This window comes from Dinghuibacter sp. (genome assembly GCF_035492835.1).
In the GTDB taxonomy this organism is placed as follows: Bacteria; Bacteroidota; Bacteroidia; order Chitinophagales; family Chitinophagaceae; genus Dinghuibacter.
In genome coordinates, this window is record NZ_DATJIY010000051.1 from 18,848 (window position 1) to 36,065 (window position 17,218).

Below are 17,218 nucleotides of genomic sequence, written 5' to 3' on the forward strand. Positions count from 1 at the left end.
TTTGCCCTTCTTCCCCAACGGGCGGGAAAGGAACTTTGCCCCATGAGAATAGTCACCCTCGAAGAACACATCTCCCTCCCCGAGATGACCGCCCGTCTGCCCAAAGGGGCTATGAGCTTTCAAAAGCCCGAGCTCGCGGACATCACCGGCGACCGGCTGAAAGCCATGGATGAGCAGGGCGTCACCCTGCAGGTATTATCCGTGGACAGCCTGGGCGCGCAGCTGTTGGGCCCCGACCAAAGCCCCGCCTTTGCAAAGGAGTACAACGACCTGGTAGCGGAAAAGATAGCCGGTCACGGGGACCGGTTTGCCGCCTTCGCCCACCTGCCTATGACAGCGCCGGCCGCCACCGCCGGAGAGCTGGAGCGCGTGGTAAAAAAGTACGGCTTCAAGGGCGCGATGATCCGGGGAATGACCGGGGATAAGTTCCTGGATCATCCCGACTATGAGCCGCTGCTGGCAAAAGCGGAAGAACTGCAGGTGCCTGTATACATACACCCCGGCATCCCGCACCCCGACGTCGCAAAAATCTACTACGGCGGCCTGCCGGACAACCCCGGTATAGACCAGGCGCTGGCGTGCTACGGCTGGGGCTGGCACGCAGAGACCGCGGTGCAGGTGCTACGGCTATACGTCGCCGGCATATTCGACCGCCATCCCGGTCTGAAGGTGATCATCGGTCACATGGGCGAAATGCTGCCCATGATGCTCGAACGCTCCAACCGCGCGTTCGCCAACGACCGCGCGCCCCAACGACAAAGGAGCCTGAAACAAACCTTCCGGGAGCAGCTCTACATCACGACCAGCGGCTTCTTTACCTTCCCGCCATTGCAGCTGACGCTGGACACGATGGGCGTGGACAACATCCTTTTTTCCATCGACTACCCGTTCAGCGATCTGAAAACGGGCGTCGATTTCCTGAACAACCTCCCGCTCCCGGACGACCAGAAAAGAAAGATCGCCCATGCCAACGCCGATAAACTGCTACATTTGGAAAAATGAAAAAAATACCGCTCGACCACCTTCAGGAAAAGACCAACCTGGGTATGCAGGTCAAGCGGCTATTGCCCTCCGAGACTTTTGACGAGAAGGCCAAAGCGCTCGGTGTTCACCGCGACGATCACTATATCTTCTTGTATCTCCTCCAGGGCGAAGGGTATCTGTCCGTCGACCTCAACGATATAAAAATAAGCGCGGGCCAGCTATACTATGTCCTGCCCGGCCAGGTCCACGAACATATCAGGGCCCGCGACGCCGAAGGGTGGTTCCTGGCCGTGGACCGTTTCCTCGTGCCACCGGAAGAAAGGAGCGTATTCGAAGGCCGTCTGACCCTGCAGCAACCGGTAGCGGTGCGCAGCGAATGCAACCAGCTGATGCGCCTCATGGAAGGCCGCACGTCGGTGCGGGTGCTCCATGCCCTGGTCAGGTCTTTCCTGGCGATAGCGGCCGAAGCGTTCGACGAGGAAGGCGAAAACCCGAAGACACGGAGCCGCGCCGTCGAGATATCCCGGCAATTCAAACGACAAATGACCGACAACATCCGCACGCTAAAAACACCCGCCGCCTACGCCAGGCTGCTCCACATCACCCCGTCCTACCTGAACGAAGCCATACGAACCGTCACCGGTCTGCCCGTCAGCCACTGGATCAAACAGGAGATACTGGTGGAGGCCAAACGGCTGCTGTACCATAGCGATCTTTCGGTTAAGGAGGTGGCCGCGGAACTGGGCTACGAGGACGCGGCCTATTTTTCCCGCTTTTTCCGCGGCGCCGCCGGGATGTCCGCCCAGGCGTTCAGAGCTGTTTACCGAAAGTAAAATGGCGCTGGTATTCCATGGGTGTTTCGCCCTTGACCGCTTTGAATTTCCGGTTGAAATACGATAGGTTATTAAAACCTGCCTCGGTGCTGACCTGGGCAATACCCAGCCGCCCTTCCTGGAGGAGGCGGCAGGCGTGGCCGATGCGCAGGTCGGTGAGGAACCCGGAGAGGGTTTTGCGCGTGAATTTTTTAAAATAACGGCAAAACGCCGACGGGGAAAGACAGGCGACGGCGGCGACGTCGTCGAGGGTAAGGTCGGCCTTGAAATTCTGCAGGATGTATTGGTACACCTGGCTCATCCTGGGGGATTCGTCGACGGGCGCCCGGTGGGAAAAGCCGGGGCTCGACAACAGGAAAAAATCTTCCGAAACCGATAGGCGGTGCAGTACCTGCAGCATCTCGATGACCGCCTCGGCCGGTGGCTGGTCCGGCAGGCCGGCGATACGATCCGCCAGCCGTTCCCGGGTAAGACCGGTAAAACAGACCCCGCGGGCGGCGCGGTCGAGGAGTTGTTTTATTTTCTGAAACGGTTTTTTGTCAAAGAAACCCGGCCCCAGAAAGCTGGCGTGAAATTGCACGACAACCTGCGTGACGGCTTCCTGGGTGTAAAACGTATGCGGGAGGTCGGCCCCGAAAAGACACAGGTCCATGCCATAGTATTCGGTTATACTGTCGCCGACGATCCGCTGACCGGCGCTTTCCATGATCAGGATCAATTCGAATTCCGGGTGGCTGTGCAAGGGAAAGTCATTGTACTTGAACGTCTCTTTCTTGACGACCAGCAAGTTATCCGGCGGGATGATCTTTTCCTGGAAAATGCGCATGGACCAATTTACAAATTCCGCCGAAAGCGTCTAACCCGCAGCGACGGCCCCCGGTCGAAGGCCAGCCGGCGGTGGCGAACGATTTTGCCCACTTCTGGTACTTTTTTGATAAATACCGCGGCAGAAACGAGTGATACACTTAGTTTAGGCGCCATGTTATACCGATTGATGCTCCTCCTCGCGCTCGCCGGCGCACAGCGCCCCAAGATTATCGTGGACGCCACCGACATCCGTGGGACGATCCCCGCGACGCTCTACGGCTCCTGTATCGAAGACGTCAACCACGAAATATATGGGGGCCTGTACGGCCAGCTGTTGTACGGCGAGAGCTTCGAAGAGCCCGGGAAGGACGTCAGCGGCGCCTGGGACCCGATCAACGGCCAGTGCCTCGTGGACACTACGACCGCCTTTACCGGCCGCCAGTCCCAGGCTATGACCGGCCCCGCCGGTATCGCCAATCGCGGTTTGAACCGCTGGGGCATCGCGGTGATAAAAGGAAAAATCTATAAAGGGTACGTCTACCTCAAAGGCGACGGTCCCGTAACGATCCGCCTCGAAGACGGTCGTACGACCTACGGTTCCGCTACGATAACGGACCTCACGCCATCCTGGAAGCGATACGAATTCGCCATCACCGCCCGCGCCACCAACCCGAAAGCCCGTCTGGCGATATACCTCAAAAGGGGCCGCGTCTGGATCGACCAGGCTTGTCTGATGACCCCCGACCGTTTCAAGGGACTTCCCCTAAGACGCGACATCGCCGAAAAAATGCAACAGGAGGGCCTCCGATTCCTCCGCTACGGGGGTTCGATGGTGAACGCCCCCGACTACCGCTGGAAAAACATGACCGGGCCCAGCGACAAACGGCCGCCTTACAATGGACACTGGTACCCTTATTCTTCCAACGGCTTTGGCATCACCGAATTCGTCCGGTTCTGCAGGGCCGCGGGTTTCGAGCCCGCCTTCGCCATCAACGATGAGGACGACCCCGACGACATCGCCAGCATGGTCGACTCGTTGAGGCAATACGACATCCACTATATCGAAATCGGCAACGAAGAAGTGATATGGGGCGACATCGCCAAAGACTACGACCACTATGCAGAACGCTTCAACCTTCTATCCGATGCGATTCACAGGAAGAATCCAAACATAAAAATAATCTGCGCCGCCTGGTGGCGCCCCGCCTCCCCGAATATGGAACGCGTATTCCACGCCATCGATGGCAAAGCCGCCTACTGGGACCTCCACACCGACGCCGACGACCCGAAGGCCGGTGAAAAAGTAGACAAGGACCTAACGGATATGCAACGGTTGTTCCGCGAATGGAACCCAAAGACAACCCTGAAGTGCGTCATTTTTGAAGAAAACGGCGGCCACCACGACCTCGCACGCGCCCTCGGCCACGCCACCACCCTCAACGCCGTAAGACGCCATGGTGACTTCGTCCTCACCTCCTGCGCCGCCAACGCCCTCCAGCCGCTGGGTCAGAACGACAATGGCTGGGACCAGGGCCAGATATTCTTCACCCCCTCCCACGTCTGGGGCATGCCGCCCTTTTACGCGCAGCAGATGGCCTCCGCGAACCACGAGCCGCTCCTGGTCGCCGACAGCACCGACAGCGGCATGGACGTCACGGCCACGCGCAGCCGGGATGGCCGCACCCTGGTGATCCACGTTGTCAATACAAGCACGACGCCTGTTACAGCGGCCATCGATATACAACATTTTCGCGCCGGCAAAACCACCGTTACAACACTACAGGGCGACACCCCTATCTATTCGAGGGGCTTGCCACGCGTGTTCCCGGGACGCTCCTACACGATCATTCGCCTGGAAGAATAGGGCGCCTGGAAGGTAACGCCGATACACTAAACCGCTTTCCCTCGACCGTAACGGTCAGGCGCTTCCACGCGGTGGGCAAGCGGGTGGGCAATTGAACGACGCCTTTATCGGAGATATCCAGCCCGGCAAAGCCATACAACACAGCCTGCAGCATCCCGCCCGCGCCCGTGGCGAAATAAGGGTTGTTCTCCGTGGGCGTCTCCGCCATCACGCCAAAGGGAGGCCGCAGGTTGGGTTTGTAGGCCTGGTTGAAATACGCCAGCGCCCTTTCGGGTTCGCCCAGCCGGGAGCGGATGATGGAGAAGATGCCGTACGTCATCGCGGGGCCGTCCTTCTTGTCCACGCGGGGCTCGTAGTAATCGAGGTTGAGCCGCGCCAGCCGGGGGGATGTCAACAGGCCCAGGGGATAGAACAGGAGGTTGGCATCCGCTTGTTTTATCGTCACGCCGGTATAGGTGTCGTGCTCGCGCACCACGCTGTCCGCGAAATAACGGATAGGGATATGCGCGGCCACGGTCTCCCAATGAGGATCGGGCCTTTCACCCAGGGCCCGGGCGGCGCTGGCGGCGGCGCGGAGCACGACGATGGCGCCCCCGTTCGTAAAGGCGTTGTTGTCCACGTTCTCCGCATACTCGTCCGCGCAAACGACGTTGTTGATGTCATATTCGCCTTTGGCATTTTTTTCTACCCGGCTCAACCAGAAGTCGGCCACGCCCCTGATGACCGGGTAGCCTTTTTCACGCAGCCACGCGAGGTCGTGCGTCACCCGGTAGTAGTTCCAGCACGCCATACCGATGTCCGAGCTGATGTGTTGCTCGAAGGGGCCCGTGAGCGCCCATACCGGGGTTTCTTCGGTGCCGTCGTCGGCCGATTCCCAGGGGAACATCGCGCCCTGGTAGCCGTTGCTGAGCGCGTTCTGCCGCGCGGCGCCCAGGCGTCGCACCCGGTATTCGAGCAGGGAGCGGGCGATGTCGGGGTGCATTACGAGCAACACGGGGAACATCCATGTCTCGCAATCCCAGAACACGTGACCGTTGTAGCCCGTGCCCGACAGCCCCATCGGCGACAGGCCATAGGCCGTGCCTTCACGCACGAAGGAATATAGGTTGAACAAGGCGTAACGGATGTCCCGCTGCGCCTGCGGGTCGCCCTCCAGCTGGATGTCGCTTTCCCAAAGCCGCCCCCAGGCCTCGTGATGACGCATTACCAGCAAGTCCACGTTCTGCAGTCGCGACGCCAGCATCAATCGTTTGGATTCGTTATAAGGGTCCGGGAAGTGCACCGACGAGCAGGTAGCTGCGTGCACGGCAAATGAAAACGTCTGCCCCGCCCGCAGCCTCACCGAAAATTTGCACCCATTGCTATCCGTCCCAGGTCCAACCGCAGGCTCATCGGCGGCAAAGGAAAAACCGGACGCCGCCGCAAGCTGCACCTTCCCCGTCGGGGATACCGCCGTGGCCCACGCCAGGGGGATTTTTTCTATCATGGAAAAACCGGTGCGCACGATCCTGGCCGACGCCGACCCGGTAAAGACGCTGGCCACCGAGACGTCCGCGTCCTTCAGCGCCTGGAACCGCACCGTCATCAGCCCGTTATACGGCAGCTGCCGCAGGGCGTATAAAGTATAAGTAACGTCCAGCTTCCCCGCGTACACGAAGTGCGTGGTGAGGCTGGCCTCCTTCATATTCAAAACCTGCGACCAGTCCGCTCCGTCCTTCACCGAGTCGCCATCGACCAGGACGCCGAGGTTGAAAAAATTGATCCCCTGTACGATATTGGCGATCTTATCACCCCAGGTCCCATACCGGTCATATACCCCGTTCAGGAGGACCTTCTGACAGCGAAAGGGCACGGCCGACGGCAGTATCCCGATCATCCCGTTGGCCAGGGCCGGGGCGTCGTAGTTGTCGCGGCTGGTAGCGGTAATGGTCCATTGGGCCCTCGCCCCCAGCGAAACAAAGAGACATAGCAGCAAGGTGCGGTGACGCATAGTGTTTAGTCTTTAAAAAACGGCGGCGAGCCAATTCAACCTATCTCGACGACCACCCGGCCTTCCGCGCGGCGATTTTCCATGGCATCATACGCCTCTCCCACCGTCTCCAAAGTATACCTCTTCCCATCCATCAGCGGCCGGATCGCCCCCGATTCGATCAAGCCCGCGGCCTGTCGCAGGATTTCCCCGTGGCGCGCCCGGCCTTCGCCCGAGATCAGGGGATACAACGTGAATACCCCCGAATAAGTGGCGCCGCGGAACGAAAGAGGCGCCAGGCTGTGGCTGCCCCAGCCCAGGATGCTGACCACGTGCCCGGTGTAACGCCTGACGATGGTAAAGGAGGTGTCGAGGGTCGCGCCCCCGAGGGTGTCGTAGACGACGTCGAAGCCCTGGCCGCCGGTGTACAGGCTCGTATAGGCGTCCGGGGACGTCGCCGCATAGTCGATGGGCACGGCGCCATAGGACTCCAGGAGCCCGAAATGCCTGGAGGATACGGTGGCGTATACCGTCGCCCCCTTGGCCCTGGCCAGCTGTACGGCCACGTGCCCCACGCCCCCCGCGCCCCCGTGGACGAGGACGGTCAGGCCCTCCCGAACGTTCGCCCGGTCGACCAGGCCTTCCCAGGCGGTGATCAGCGAAAGGGGCAGCGCAGCGGACTCCCGGAAGCTCAGGTTCGCCGGTTTTATCGACAGCAGGTCCGCGTCTACCGCGGCGTACTCGGCCAGCGAGCCCGGGATGCCGGCGATACCGCCGGTCATGCCATAGACCTCGTCGCCGGGTTTGAAAGCGCCCACGCCATCGCCGACCGCTTCCACCACGCCCGAGAGGTCGAGCCCCTGGATGGAGGGAAGCCGGTTTCGGGCATGGGCCGCCTGTCCCGACTTTATCTTCAGGTCCAGCGGATTGATACCGCTGGCGTGGATGCGCACCAATACCTCGCCCTTACCCGGGTTCGGTTTGGATATATCGCTCAGTCGGTGCGGCGTGTTGTATGCCTCGAGTACAAGTGCTCTCATAACCGTATTTTTATGCCATGGAGGAGTTTTACGAGCAATCGTTCGACCGGCTGACCGCCCTATCCCTGGGCGAATACGAAGACTGCCGGTTTAATCACTGCGACTTTTCGGGCGCAAGCCTCGCGGGCAGCAGGTTCATCAATTGCCGTTTCACGGACTGCAACCTAAGCCTTGCCGGTCTTGCCAACACCTCTTTACAGGAAGTGCACTTCAAAGGTTGCAAGATGCTGGGTCTCCGGTTCGATACCTGCAGCGCCTTTGGCATGTCCCTGTCCTTTACGGATTGCGTTCTGGACAATTCCTCTTTTTACAAGATAAAGAACCACTTTTTTTATGCCGGTCAGTCACGGCTGCGCGAGGTGGATTTTACCGACGCGGACCTGACCGGCGCCATCTTTGACGACTGCGACCTCCGGGATGCCCACTTCGAGAACACCCTGCTCGAAAAGGCTGACCTCCGCACCGCGACTCATTATACCATCGACCCTACGCGTAACCGTGTCAAAAAAGCCAGGTTCTCCTGGCCGGGCGTAGCCGGTCTGCTGACGGCATTCGATATAGAGCTGTCAGCGTAGCTCGATCCACACCGGCGCGTGGTCGCTCGACTTTTCCCAACCGCGCACGTCCTTGTCCACGCCGCCCGCCTTCAGACGGGGCGCGACCGACGGGCTGAGGAGGAAGTGGTCGATGCGCAGCCCGGCGTTCCGGCCAAACGCATTGCGGAAATAATCCCAGAAGGTATAGATCTTTTCATCGGGATGCAGCTTCCGGATCGCGTCCGTCCATCCCTGCGCCACGAGCTTCTGGAACGCCGCCCGGGTTTCAGGGCGGAAGAGGGCGTCGTCCACCCAGCTTTCGGGTTTATAGACGTCCAGCTCGGTGGGCATGACATTATAGTCCCCGGTCAGCACCACCGGTTTGCCCGAGGCCATCAGGGAGGCCGCGTGGGTGGTGAACCGCTCGAACCACTTCAGCTTATAATCGAATTTGGGTCCGGGGGCGGGGTTGCCGTTGGGCAGGTACAGACAGCCCACCGTGATCCCATCCACGTCGGCCTCTATATACCGGCTGTGCTCATCCTCCGGGTCGCCCGGGAGCGCCCGGCAAATCTCCGCCGGTTTCCCGCTCCTGGCCAGGATCGAGACCCCGTTCCAGCTCTTTTGCCCGTGCCAGATGGCGTGGTATCCCGCGTCGGCTATCGCCTGCTCGGGTATCTTCTCCTGGGGCGCCTTGAGCTCCTGCATACAAACGACGTCCGGGCGCGTTTGCTCCAGCCAGCGGAGGAGCACCGGCAGACGGCTGTTAATGCCGTTTACATTATAGGTGGCAATTTTCATATTGGACGAAAATAAGGTATAATTGTTGACCTCACACCAGCGAAAATACCCATAAACACTCGTGAATCTTATCGTCCAGCAAGAACGTTCCACGCCCGACTACCTCACGGGCGGTGGAGAAATGGGGAAAATGATCCGCGATTTTGAGTGGTCCAATACGCCCCTGGGATCATTCAACGAATGGCCCCAGAGCCTGAGGACCTGCGTGCGTATCATGCTGACCTCCCGACAGCCGATCTGGATCGGCTGGGGCAAGGATCTGATCAAGCTCTACAACGACCCCTACCGGGCGATCCTCGCGGGAAAGCACCCATGGGCGCTGGGCCAGCCCGCGTCGGCGGTATGGAAGGAAATCTGGCACGAGATCGGCCCCATGCTCGGGCAAACGATGCAGGGGGACGAAGGGACCTATGTGGAGTCTCAACTGTTGTTGATGGAGCGCAACGGCTACCCGGAGGAGACCTATTATACGTTTTCTTATACACCCATACCGGGCGACCACGGCGGAACCGCGGGTATGATCTGTGCCAATACCGACGACACCGCCCGCATCCTGGCGGAACGACAGCTGCAGACGCTCCGGCTGCTGGGCAGCATCGACACGAAAAACATCGGCCTTGACGAGGTCCTGCGGTCCACCCGCGCGACCATGCAAAAGAACGACCGGGACTTCCCGTATGTGATCGTATATAGCATCGAGGGTACCGAAGCCCGGCTGGTGGCCGGCGATGGCGCGGGCGTTTTCCCCGAAACGCCGGACCTCGGGGCGCCGGGGGATCTGTCGGATGCCTATTGGGCCAGGGAGGTAATATTGATGCCCAACCGATTCCCCGGCAGCATACCGATGGGACCCTGGGAAGTCGAATCGGAACAGCTGATGTACGCCCCCATCACCCCTTCCGGGGAGGAATGCCCCCGGGCCATGCTGGTCGCGGGGCTCAACCCACACCGGCGGCAGGACGAGTCGTTCATCAACTTCGCCAAGCTGGTTATCGACCAGGTGACCGTCGAGGTCAATGATGTGCTGGCCTACGAAAAGGAACGGAAACGGTCCGAGGCCCTGGCGGAAATCGACAGGGCCAAGACCATCTTTTTCTCCAACATCAGCCACGAGTTCCGGACGCCGCTGACGCTCCTGCTGGGCCCCGTCGAAGACGCGTTGCACGACGCCGGCACCACACCCGCCAATAAAGAACGGCTGGATATCGCCCACCGTAACGCCTTGCGGTTGCAAAAACTGGTCAACAGTCTCCTGGATTTTTCACGGATCGAGGCCAAGCGGATGCAGGTGGATATGGAGCGCGTGGACCTGGCGGAGCTTACCCGGCATATAGCTTCTTCCTTCGAGCCGATCATGAAAAAGGCCCAGCTGGAATACGTCGTGGAATGTCCGCCGCTCCCGGATAAGGTGGCGGTCGACGTGGACATGTGGGAAAATATCCTCCTGAACCTGTTGTCCAATGCCTTCAAGTACACCCGGGAGGGTAGGGTGGAGGTCCGGCTCGCGCCAAAAACGGGTGGCGTGGAGCTATCGGTGGCGGATACCGGCATCGGCATCCCGGAGTCTGAGCACGGAAAAATATTCGAACGCTTTCACCGGGTGGAGAACATCCAGGGAAGGACACAGGAAGGTACCGGGATCGGCTTGTCCCTCGTCCGGGAGCTGATCAGGCTCCACCAGGGGGACATATGGGTGACGAGCATACCCGGCAAGGGCTCCGTCTTTACCGTTTTCATACCCCAGACCGGAGCGGCGAACCGGGAGGGCGGAAGTCTTCAGCACACCCGCAGGGTCTCCGCCTTTACGGAGGAGGCGGGGAAATGGATAGCCACAGGGAACCGCGTGGACGGACACACCTCCGCAGCGTTGCCACTGGTGGTGGTGGTAGATGACAACGCCGACATGCGGGACTATATCTACCGCTTACTCCAGGGACGTTTCCGGGTAATCCTGGCGACCAACGGGGAAGAGGGTTACGAAGCGGTAGCAAGGGAAAAGCCCGACCTGATCCTAAGCGACATCATGATGCCACGGGTGGACGGTTTTGCCTTCCTGGAGCGAACCCGCCGCGACCACGATACCCGGAACATCCCGTTTGTATTCCTTTCGGCCAGGGCAGGGGAAGAGGCCCGGCTGGAGGGCTTCCTGTCCGGGGCAGACGATTACCTGGTAAAGCCGTTTTCCGGGAAGGAGCTGCTCGCAAAGGCGGAAGCCTCGATCCGCATCGCCCGCGCCCGCCAGGCGGCCGAGCGTGACCTGCACCGGTTGTTCATGCAAACGCCCGTCGGGATCGCCGTGTACGGGGGGCGTTCGTTGGTGATCGACCTGGTCAACGACACGATGCTTCGCTATTGGGGGCGGAAGCGCGAGGACGCCCAGGGCACGCCGCTCTGGGACCTGCTCCCGGAAGCCAAACAACAGGGCTTTGACGCCATAGCGGATCACGTTTACCGGACGGGGATAGGGTACATGTCACCCGAAACTCCAGTCCAGCTTTTGAAAGGCGGCCGCCTGGAAACGCTCTATGCGCGTTTTGCCTTCGAGCCCCGGCGCGACGAGCTGGGCAACATCATCGGACTCCTGGGTATCGCCTACGACGTAAGCGAGCAGGTACTGGCCAGGAATGCCATCAAGGCCAGCGAAGAGCGATACCGCGACCTGGCCGGCCGGCTGGAAACCCTCGTCCGTGAACGGACCGCGGAGCTGCAGCGCTCCAACGAAGACCTCCAGCAGTTTGCGCACGTCGCCAGCCACGACCTGAAGGAACCTGTGCGTAAGATGCTGGTTTTTGGCGGCAGGCTGCGGGAGGAATTCCGGGAGGCCTTACCGGAACGGGCGTTGTTCTACCTCAACCGCATGGACGCCGCCGCGGCGCGGATGTCCGCGATGATCGAAGGCGTCCTGTTGTACTCGTCCCTGGAAGGCGCCGAATTGTCGGTAAAGCCCGTCGACCTGCGACAGGTATTGGGGAATATCGAAGCCGACCTGGAAGTGAGCATTACCGATAAGAAGGCCGTGATCGAATACGGGGCATTGCCGGTCTTCGACGGGACGCCCTTTTTGATCTACCAGCTTTTTTACAACCTGATCTCGAATGCGCTGAAGTTCTCCAGGGACGGCGTACCGCCCCGCATCCGCATCGAAGCGCAAAAAACGGACGTGATAACGATCAATTTGAGCGACAACGGTATTGGCTTCAATCAAGCCTACGCCTCGGAAATATTCAAGACATTCTCCCGGTTGAATTCGAAGGACGCGTACGAAGGTACGGGGCTCGGTCTGGCGCTGTGCCGGAAGATCGTGGAGCGCCACGGCGGGAGTATCCGCGCGGAAGGCGAAGAGGGTGCGGGGGCCCGGTTCATCATCACGCTGCCCGCGACCTAGCCGCTCCGCGGCGCCGTCCCGGCCGCCAATGTTAACCGCCCCTGCGGCCGCCTCCGCCACCGCCGCCAAAACCGCCTCCGCCGCCGCGGCCGCCCCCACCGCCACGCGGGAACACACCCGGCATACGCCCATTCCTTTGCCGGCCCCCCGGGAAGTTGTTGAGGTTGTAGGTGAACGTCAGCATCACATACTGGGTCAGCGTCGACGTCCTGGATTCCGACACCTGGTTGAGCGAGACCGACTTGCTCACGGCCGTGTTTTCGTGGAGCAGGTCGAACATGCTCAGGCGGATTTCCCCGTTCTTCTTCTTAAACAGCTCCTTGGCGATGCTGGGGCTGATCAGCGGTATGCTGGCGTTGTAGCCCGGCGTATGGTTGTTGGTGTAGTTGTAGGTGAATGTGGTGGCGATCAGCCAGCCGCTGTTGGTATAGGCGGTGACCTCAGCGTCGACGCTTTCTGTGAAGTAGTCGAAGTCCGCTGTCGGTTTCAAGCTGTTGCGCAGGATGTTATATGTGGACGTCGCGCTCAGGTTCATGTCGAAGTTCTTCTTGATGTTGGTCGTCCAGGTGAGCCCCTCGGAGAGACCCGTGGTGCGTGACCAATCGTGCTGGAAGGTCCCTCCCTTGGCGGATGAGTCCACCAGCGTCTGGTTTTGGCCGTAGTTGACGTTGGTGATGAAATTCAGGTTCGACTTGGGGCGTTTGAGCGAAAACCCGTAGTCGAAATACCCTGCTACGTTATATGTCCCGTTCAGGTTGACATAGGTCGATGTCTGACCGCCCTTTTCGTTGGGCACTACTTCGCTTTGGATGTCGTTGACGGTGGTGCTGGCGTTGACCGTGGCAAAAAGTACGTTCTGGTTGGAGGGGTTGAAGGACGAATAGAGCGCCCGTATGCTGTGGGTGAACTGCGGTTTTAGGTTGGGGTTTCCCACCGTATAGCTGATATCGTTGCTCGTCGTAGTCAGCGGTTGGAGCTGCGAAGCCGAAGGCGTCCCCGTTCGTCCCGTGTAGTAGAACCGGAGGCGTTGGTAGCTTGAAAACGAATACGAGAAATTGATCGTGGGTGTAAGGTTGATATAGTTGTGCGCCACGTCTATGTCCTTGGTTGTATTGAGGCTGTTGAATCGGAGGTATTGCATCCCGCCACCGAGGCTCAGCACATATCGGGGTTTGGAGATACGGTAGTTCAGGCTGAGCCGGTCCGAGTTGGACAGGAATTTATAGGAGTTGGAAAAAAGGCTGTCGAAGCTGGCGTATCCCTTTGCGGCGCTGTCGTAGTCATAGGTGTTGTTGGTCGCCTTGTTTTGGGTATAGGTATGGTTGTAGTCGAGCTCGATCACCGACGTTCGGGTAACCGGTTCGGTATACAAGAGGGTAGGGCTGAGCGTGACCGACCGGAGGGTGTCGTTATAGAACTGGTTCAGGTTCTGGATCGAGTCCAGCGCGTAGAAGTGGTTGTTGGCGGTGTAATAGCCGGTACCCTGGTTGTCGTTGACCGTTCCCGTCATGTCGAGGGTCAGCGTACGCCGCGGTTTCCCGAATTTATGCCGTATGGTCAGGTTGGACCCGTTGATGTTGAACCCGCTGGTGGTACCGTGTGCGCTGGTGACCGAGTTGTTGACGGGGTTCCCATTCTGGTCCACGGTGGAGGACGTCGAATTGGAATTGGGGTTTGTCGTCTGAAAGGCGACGTTTGGCCTGAAGACCAGGTCGTCCGCCGAATCGATATGGTCCTCCAGGTTGAAGTTGGCGCGCTGGTTGGTCGTCCGGGAAATCGCGGATGAAGACGCGTTGGTGATATTGGACGTGTCGTCCGTTGGGTCGAAGAACCGTTGTGTCAGGCTCTGGCCGGCGGTGGAGACGTGGTTGAAGTTGTAAAAATAGCTGCCCGTGGCGTCTATCTTTGGCGTCCAGCTGTCCCGGTAGTTAATGCCCCCGGCCCATACCGTCGTGATACCCGACCCGCTTTGGTTCGTGGCCGCGGATGGTCCGCCCCCGCTTCCCCGGCGGCTCCCCGAGGAGCCAAGGATGTCCTGGACGGTGAAATTCTGTTTGTTGATGTCGTTGCCTTCGCCCAGTATCGAAATCTGCTGGTCGTTGTTGAATCGGTGGAAATTGATGCTTTCGTTGTAGGTTTCGTCGGTGCCCACCCCCGCGATCGCGCGGCCGAAATACCCCCTCCGCCGGTCCTTCTTCGTCACGATATTGATGGTCTTGATCCGGTTGCCGTCGTCGATCCCGGTGAACTTGCTTTGATCGTCGAGGTCGTCGAAGACCTGGTATTTTTCGATCATGTCCGGCGGGAGGTTGCGGGTAGCCAGCTTCGGGTCATCGCCAAAAAAACGTTTCCCGTTGACCATGACGCGCTGCACCTTTTCCCCTTGCGCCGTGATGTTGCCGCTGGCGTCGACCTGGACGCCCGGTAGCTTTTTGAGCTGGTCTTCCGCCACGGCGTTGGGTTTGACGGCGAACATGTCGGCGTTGTATTCCACGGTGTCCTTCTTGATCGTCATGGGCGGGCTTTGGATCACCAGGTCCGGCAGCTTGTCCGTAATCCGCTGCATATATAAGGTCCCGTAGTCGATGTCTTTGTTCGTATTGCCGACGGTAAAGGTCCGCGCCACATGCATGTAACCCTCGAAGGTGATCAGGAGCCGGTATTTGCCGGGGTTGAGGTTGTGGAAGGAGAAGGCCCCGTGCTTGTCGGTGATCACGAACTGTACGTCTGTGGTATCTTCCGAAGGGGTAAGGGATACGGTTGCATCCTCCATGGTTTGCTTGCCGGCTGTGTCGGCCACGGCGCCCCTGACCGACCCCCTGACTTTCCCCTGGGAGAAGGCGTGGAGGGTAAAAAAGGCGCTCGCCAGCGCCGCCAGGACCAGTTGCTTTCTCATAAACAAATAATAAGGGTTAAACAGACTACTAAGTTAGCCCGTCGTTTAACTGTCCGGATCGGTTACTAGGTGAATGGCCCCTCTTAATCGGCGGACTTCCGCCCGGTGAGCTTCCGGATCAGCCATGGCAGCGAAAGCCCCTGTCCGAAAATGGTGAATAGCACGACCGCCACGGAGAGGAATATGATCGCCCCGCGCTCGGGGAATGGCCGGCCGTTGTCGAGCGTATACGGCAGCCCGATGGCGATCGCGAGCGAAACGATCCCGCGCATACCCGACCAGCCGATGATCAAACTTGTCTTGGTGTCGAGCAACGCGCCTTCGCTGACCTTGCGTCTGGAACGGGGATGGGGGTTGCGAAAGGCCCTGTCCAGGTTGACTTGTTGCAGGAAAACGCGCGACATCCTGAGCGCCAGCGCGACGATCGTAATGACCGCGGCGTAGCCGAGGTAGGGCAGGATTTGCGACGGGGTGATCTGCGTCATCACATAGGGGCATTGTAAGCCGATCAGGACAAAGATGAGACCGTTGAGGAGGAACACGATGATCTCCCAAAAGGACCGCGCCTGCTCTTTAAGGTTCCCCGGCAGCTCCTGGTGGCCAAAACGCGCGATGAGCAACCCCAGGTAGACGACCGCGATGATGCAGGATACGTGCACGGCTTCCGCCACGACATAAGTAATAAAGGGCGTAAGCAACATAAAGCTCACGGTAACGGAGTAGTTATTCCTGACCCGTTTGAGGATCACTTCCAGCACCCTGGCCATGACCAGTCCCACCAGCACGCCGCCGCCCGCCACCAGCAGGAAGTTCAAACCCGCCCGCCACCAAACGAATGCCAGCCCCGTCACCGCCCCCACCGCAAAATTGTAGGCAACCAGCGATGAAGCGTCGTTGATCAGGCTTTCGCCCTCCAGGATGGTCGTCGTCCGGTGCGGCAGCCCAAGGCCCTTGGTGATGCTCAGCGCTGACACCGCATCCGTCGCCGACAGGATCGCCCCCAGCACGAAGGATAACGGCCACGTCATCCCCGGTATCATATAGTGCGCCACGACCGCGATGCCCGCCGTCGTAAAGAACACCAATGAGATGGCCAGCGCGCCGATGGTATTGACATTCTCCCTGAATTCTTTGGCCTCGATATTGAACGCCGCGTCGAAAAGCAACGGCGGCAGGAACAGCAGGAATATCACGTCCGGCTCCAGCTGCGCCTTCGGCACCGAAGGAATGAACCCGAGCACGATCCCCGCCGTTATCAATATCACGGGCATGGGTACCCGCGCTTTTTGCGCGAGCGCGGAAAGCCCGATCATCACGCCCAGGATCAAGAGGATGAAGCTGTAATTCTGCATCGCTTAAACATAGCTATTTTGGCTCGTTTGGCCAAAAGCGCCTCGCTCGCGTATCTTTGCCCCCATGGAATTTTTGACGGTAACGGATATCCGTAAATCCGAAGGCGACGCCGAAGTGCTCAAAGGCATCACCTTTACCCAACCCGAACACAGCCGCCTGGCCATCGTAGGCGAATCGGGCTCCGGGAAAAGCACCTTATTAAAGATCATCGCGGGCTTTACCCAGCCGACCGGGGGCCGCGTTCGTTTTCAGGACAAGCGCGTCCGGGGACCCGAAGAGCAATTGATCGCCGGGCACCCGGGTATTGCGTACCTGTCGCAACACTTCGAGCTTCGTAACAATTACCGGGTAGAGGAGTTGCTGAGCATGAACATTCAGCTGTCGGAGGCGGAAGCCGGGCGTATTTACGAAGTTTGCCGGATCACTCCTTTTTTACAGCGTCGGACCAACCAGGTCTCAGGCGGAGAAAAACAACGCATCGCCCTGGCCCGCCTCCTAGTGGGCGCTCCGCGCCTGCTGTTGCTGGACGAACCCTTCTCCAACCTCGACCTGATCCATAGGGGCGTCCTCAAAGCGGTGATCCGCGACATCGGCGAGCAATTGGGCCTCACGGTGCTTATGGTGTCCCACGACCCCATGGACACGCTCCCGTGGGCGGACGAGATCAAGGTGATGCGCGCAGGCGACATCGTTCAAACCGCCACCCCCGTCGACGTATACCGGAAGCCGGTCGATACATACGTCGCCGGT

Annotated in this window: 12 protein-coding genes; 6 read left to right on the top strand and 6 right to left on the bottom strand. The window is 59.6% G+C overall.

Going from position 1 to position 17,218, the window contains the following annotated elements; translation table 11 throughout:
• The first annotated feature begins 42 nt into the window (after nucleotides 1-42).
• Together VL547_RS04775 and VL547_RS04780 are read left to right on the top strand one after the other, a co-directional pair.
• Nucleotides 43-1,002 (top strand): amidohydrolase family protein, encoded by a 960-nt coding sequence (locus tag VL547_RS04775; RefSeq protein WP_325575758.1) that lies wholly within the window; start codon nucleotides 43-45, stop codon nucleotides 1,000-1,002.
• Nucleotides 999-1,817 carry a helix-turn-helix domain-containing protein gene (locus VL547_RS04780; RefSeq protein ID WP_325575760.1) on the top strand — a complete coding sequence of 273 codons (819 nt, stop codon included), beginning with the start codon at nucleotides 999-1,001 and terminating at the stop codon, nucleotides 1,815-1,817. The genes VL547_RS04775 and VL547_RS04780 overlap by 4 nt, the downstream gene beginning before the upstream one ends.
• Here VL547_RS04780 and VL547_RS04785 read toward each other — a convergent pair.
• Nucleotides 1,795-2,643, bottom strand: coding sequence for an AraC family transcriptional regulator (locus VL547_RS04785; RefSeq protein ID WP_325575762.1), 849 nt, complete (start codon nucleotides 2,641-2,643; stop codon nucleotides 1,795-1,797). The genes VL547_RS04780 and VL547_RS04785 overlap by 23 nt on opposite strands.
• Nucleotides 2,644-2,796: 153 nt before the next feature.
• On the opposite strand from VL547_RS04785, the gene VL547_RS04790 reads away from it, so the two are divergent.
• Nucleotides 2,797-4,488 (top strand): alpha-L-arabinofuranosidase C-terminal domain-containing protein, encoded by a 1,692-nt coding sequence (locus tag VL547_RS04790; RefSeq protein ID WP_325575764.1) that lies wholly within the window; start codon nucleotides 2,797-2,799, stop codon nucleotides 4,486-4,488.
• On the opposite strand, the gene VL547_RS04795 is transcribed toward VL547_RS04790, so the two are convergent.
• The gene (locus VL547_RS04795) at nucleotides 4,469-6,478 is read right to left on the bottom strand and encodes a glycoside hydrolase family 65 protein (protein ID WP_325575766.1); all 2,010 of its coding nucleotides are present in this window, start codon (nucleotides 6,476-6,478) and stop codon (nucleotides 4,469-4,471) included. The genes VL547_RS04790 and VL547_RS04795 overlap by 20 nt on opposite strands.
• Before the next feature lie 35 nt (nucleotides 6,479-6,513).
• A complete protein-coding gene (locus VL547_RS04800) occupies nucleotides 6,514-7,497 on the bottom strand; it encodes a zinc-dependent alcohol dehydrogenase family protein (RefSeq protein ID WP_325575768.1) in 984 nt (327 codons plus the stop codon).
• 17 nt (nucleotides 7,498-7,514) lie between these two features.
• On the opposite strand from VL547_RS04800, the gene VL547_RS04805 reads away from it, so the two are divergent.
• On the top strand, nucleotides 7,515-8,072 hold the full coding sequence (locus VL547_RS04805) for a pentapeptide repeat-containing protein (protein WP_325575770.1): 558 nt from the start codon (nucleotides 7,515-7,517) through the stop codon (nucleotides 8,070-8,072).
• Here VL547_RS04805 and xth read toward each other — a convergent pair.
• Nucleotides 8,064-8,834: an exodeoxyribonuclease III gene (gene xth / locus VL547_RS04810; RefSeq protein ID WP_325575773.1), complete on the bottom strand. Its 771-nt coding sequence runs from the start codon at nucleotides 8,832-8,834 to the stop codon at nucleotides 8,064-8,066. The genes VL547_RS04805 and xth overlap by 9 nt on opposite strands.
• A gap of 61 nt (nucleotides 8,835-8,895) precedes the next feature.
• On the opposite strand from xth, the gene VL547_RS04815 reads away from it, so the two are divergent.
• Nucleotides 8,896-12,219: an ATP-binding protein gene (locus VL547_RS04815; protein ID WP_325575775.1), complete on the top strand. Its 3,324-nt coding sequence runs from the start codon at nucleotides 8,896-8,898 to the stop codon at nucleotides 12,217-12,219.
• Nucleotides 12,220-12,250: 31 nt separating this feature from the next.
• On the opposite strand, the gene VL547_RS04820 is transcribed toward VL547_RS04815, so the two are convergent.
• On the bottom strand, nucleotides 12,251-15,115 hold the full coding sequence (locus VL547_RS04820; protein WP_325575777.1) for a TonB-dependent receptor: 2,865 nt from the start codon (nucleotides 15,113-15,115) through the stop codon (nucleotides 12,251-12,253).
• A gap of 83 nt (nucleotides 15,116-15,198) precedes the next feature.
• Nucleotides 15,199-16,467 (bottom strand): Na+/H+ antiporter, encoded by a 1,269-nt coding sequence (locus VL547_RS04825; protein ID WP_325575779.1) that lies wholly within the window; start codon nucleotides 16,465-16,467, stop codon nucleotides 15,199-15,201.
• Between the two features lie 64 nt (nucleotides 16,468-16,531).
• Between VL547_RS04825 and VL547_RS04830 the strand changes: the two genes are divergently transcribed.
• On the top strand, nucleotides 16,532-17,218 hold a 687-nt coding region (locus tag VL547_RS04830; RefSeq protein ID WP_325575781.1), incomplete at its 3' end, for an ABC transporter ATP-binding protein.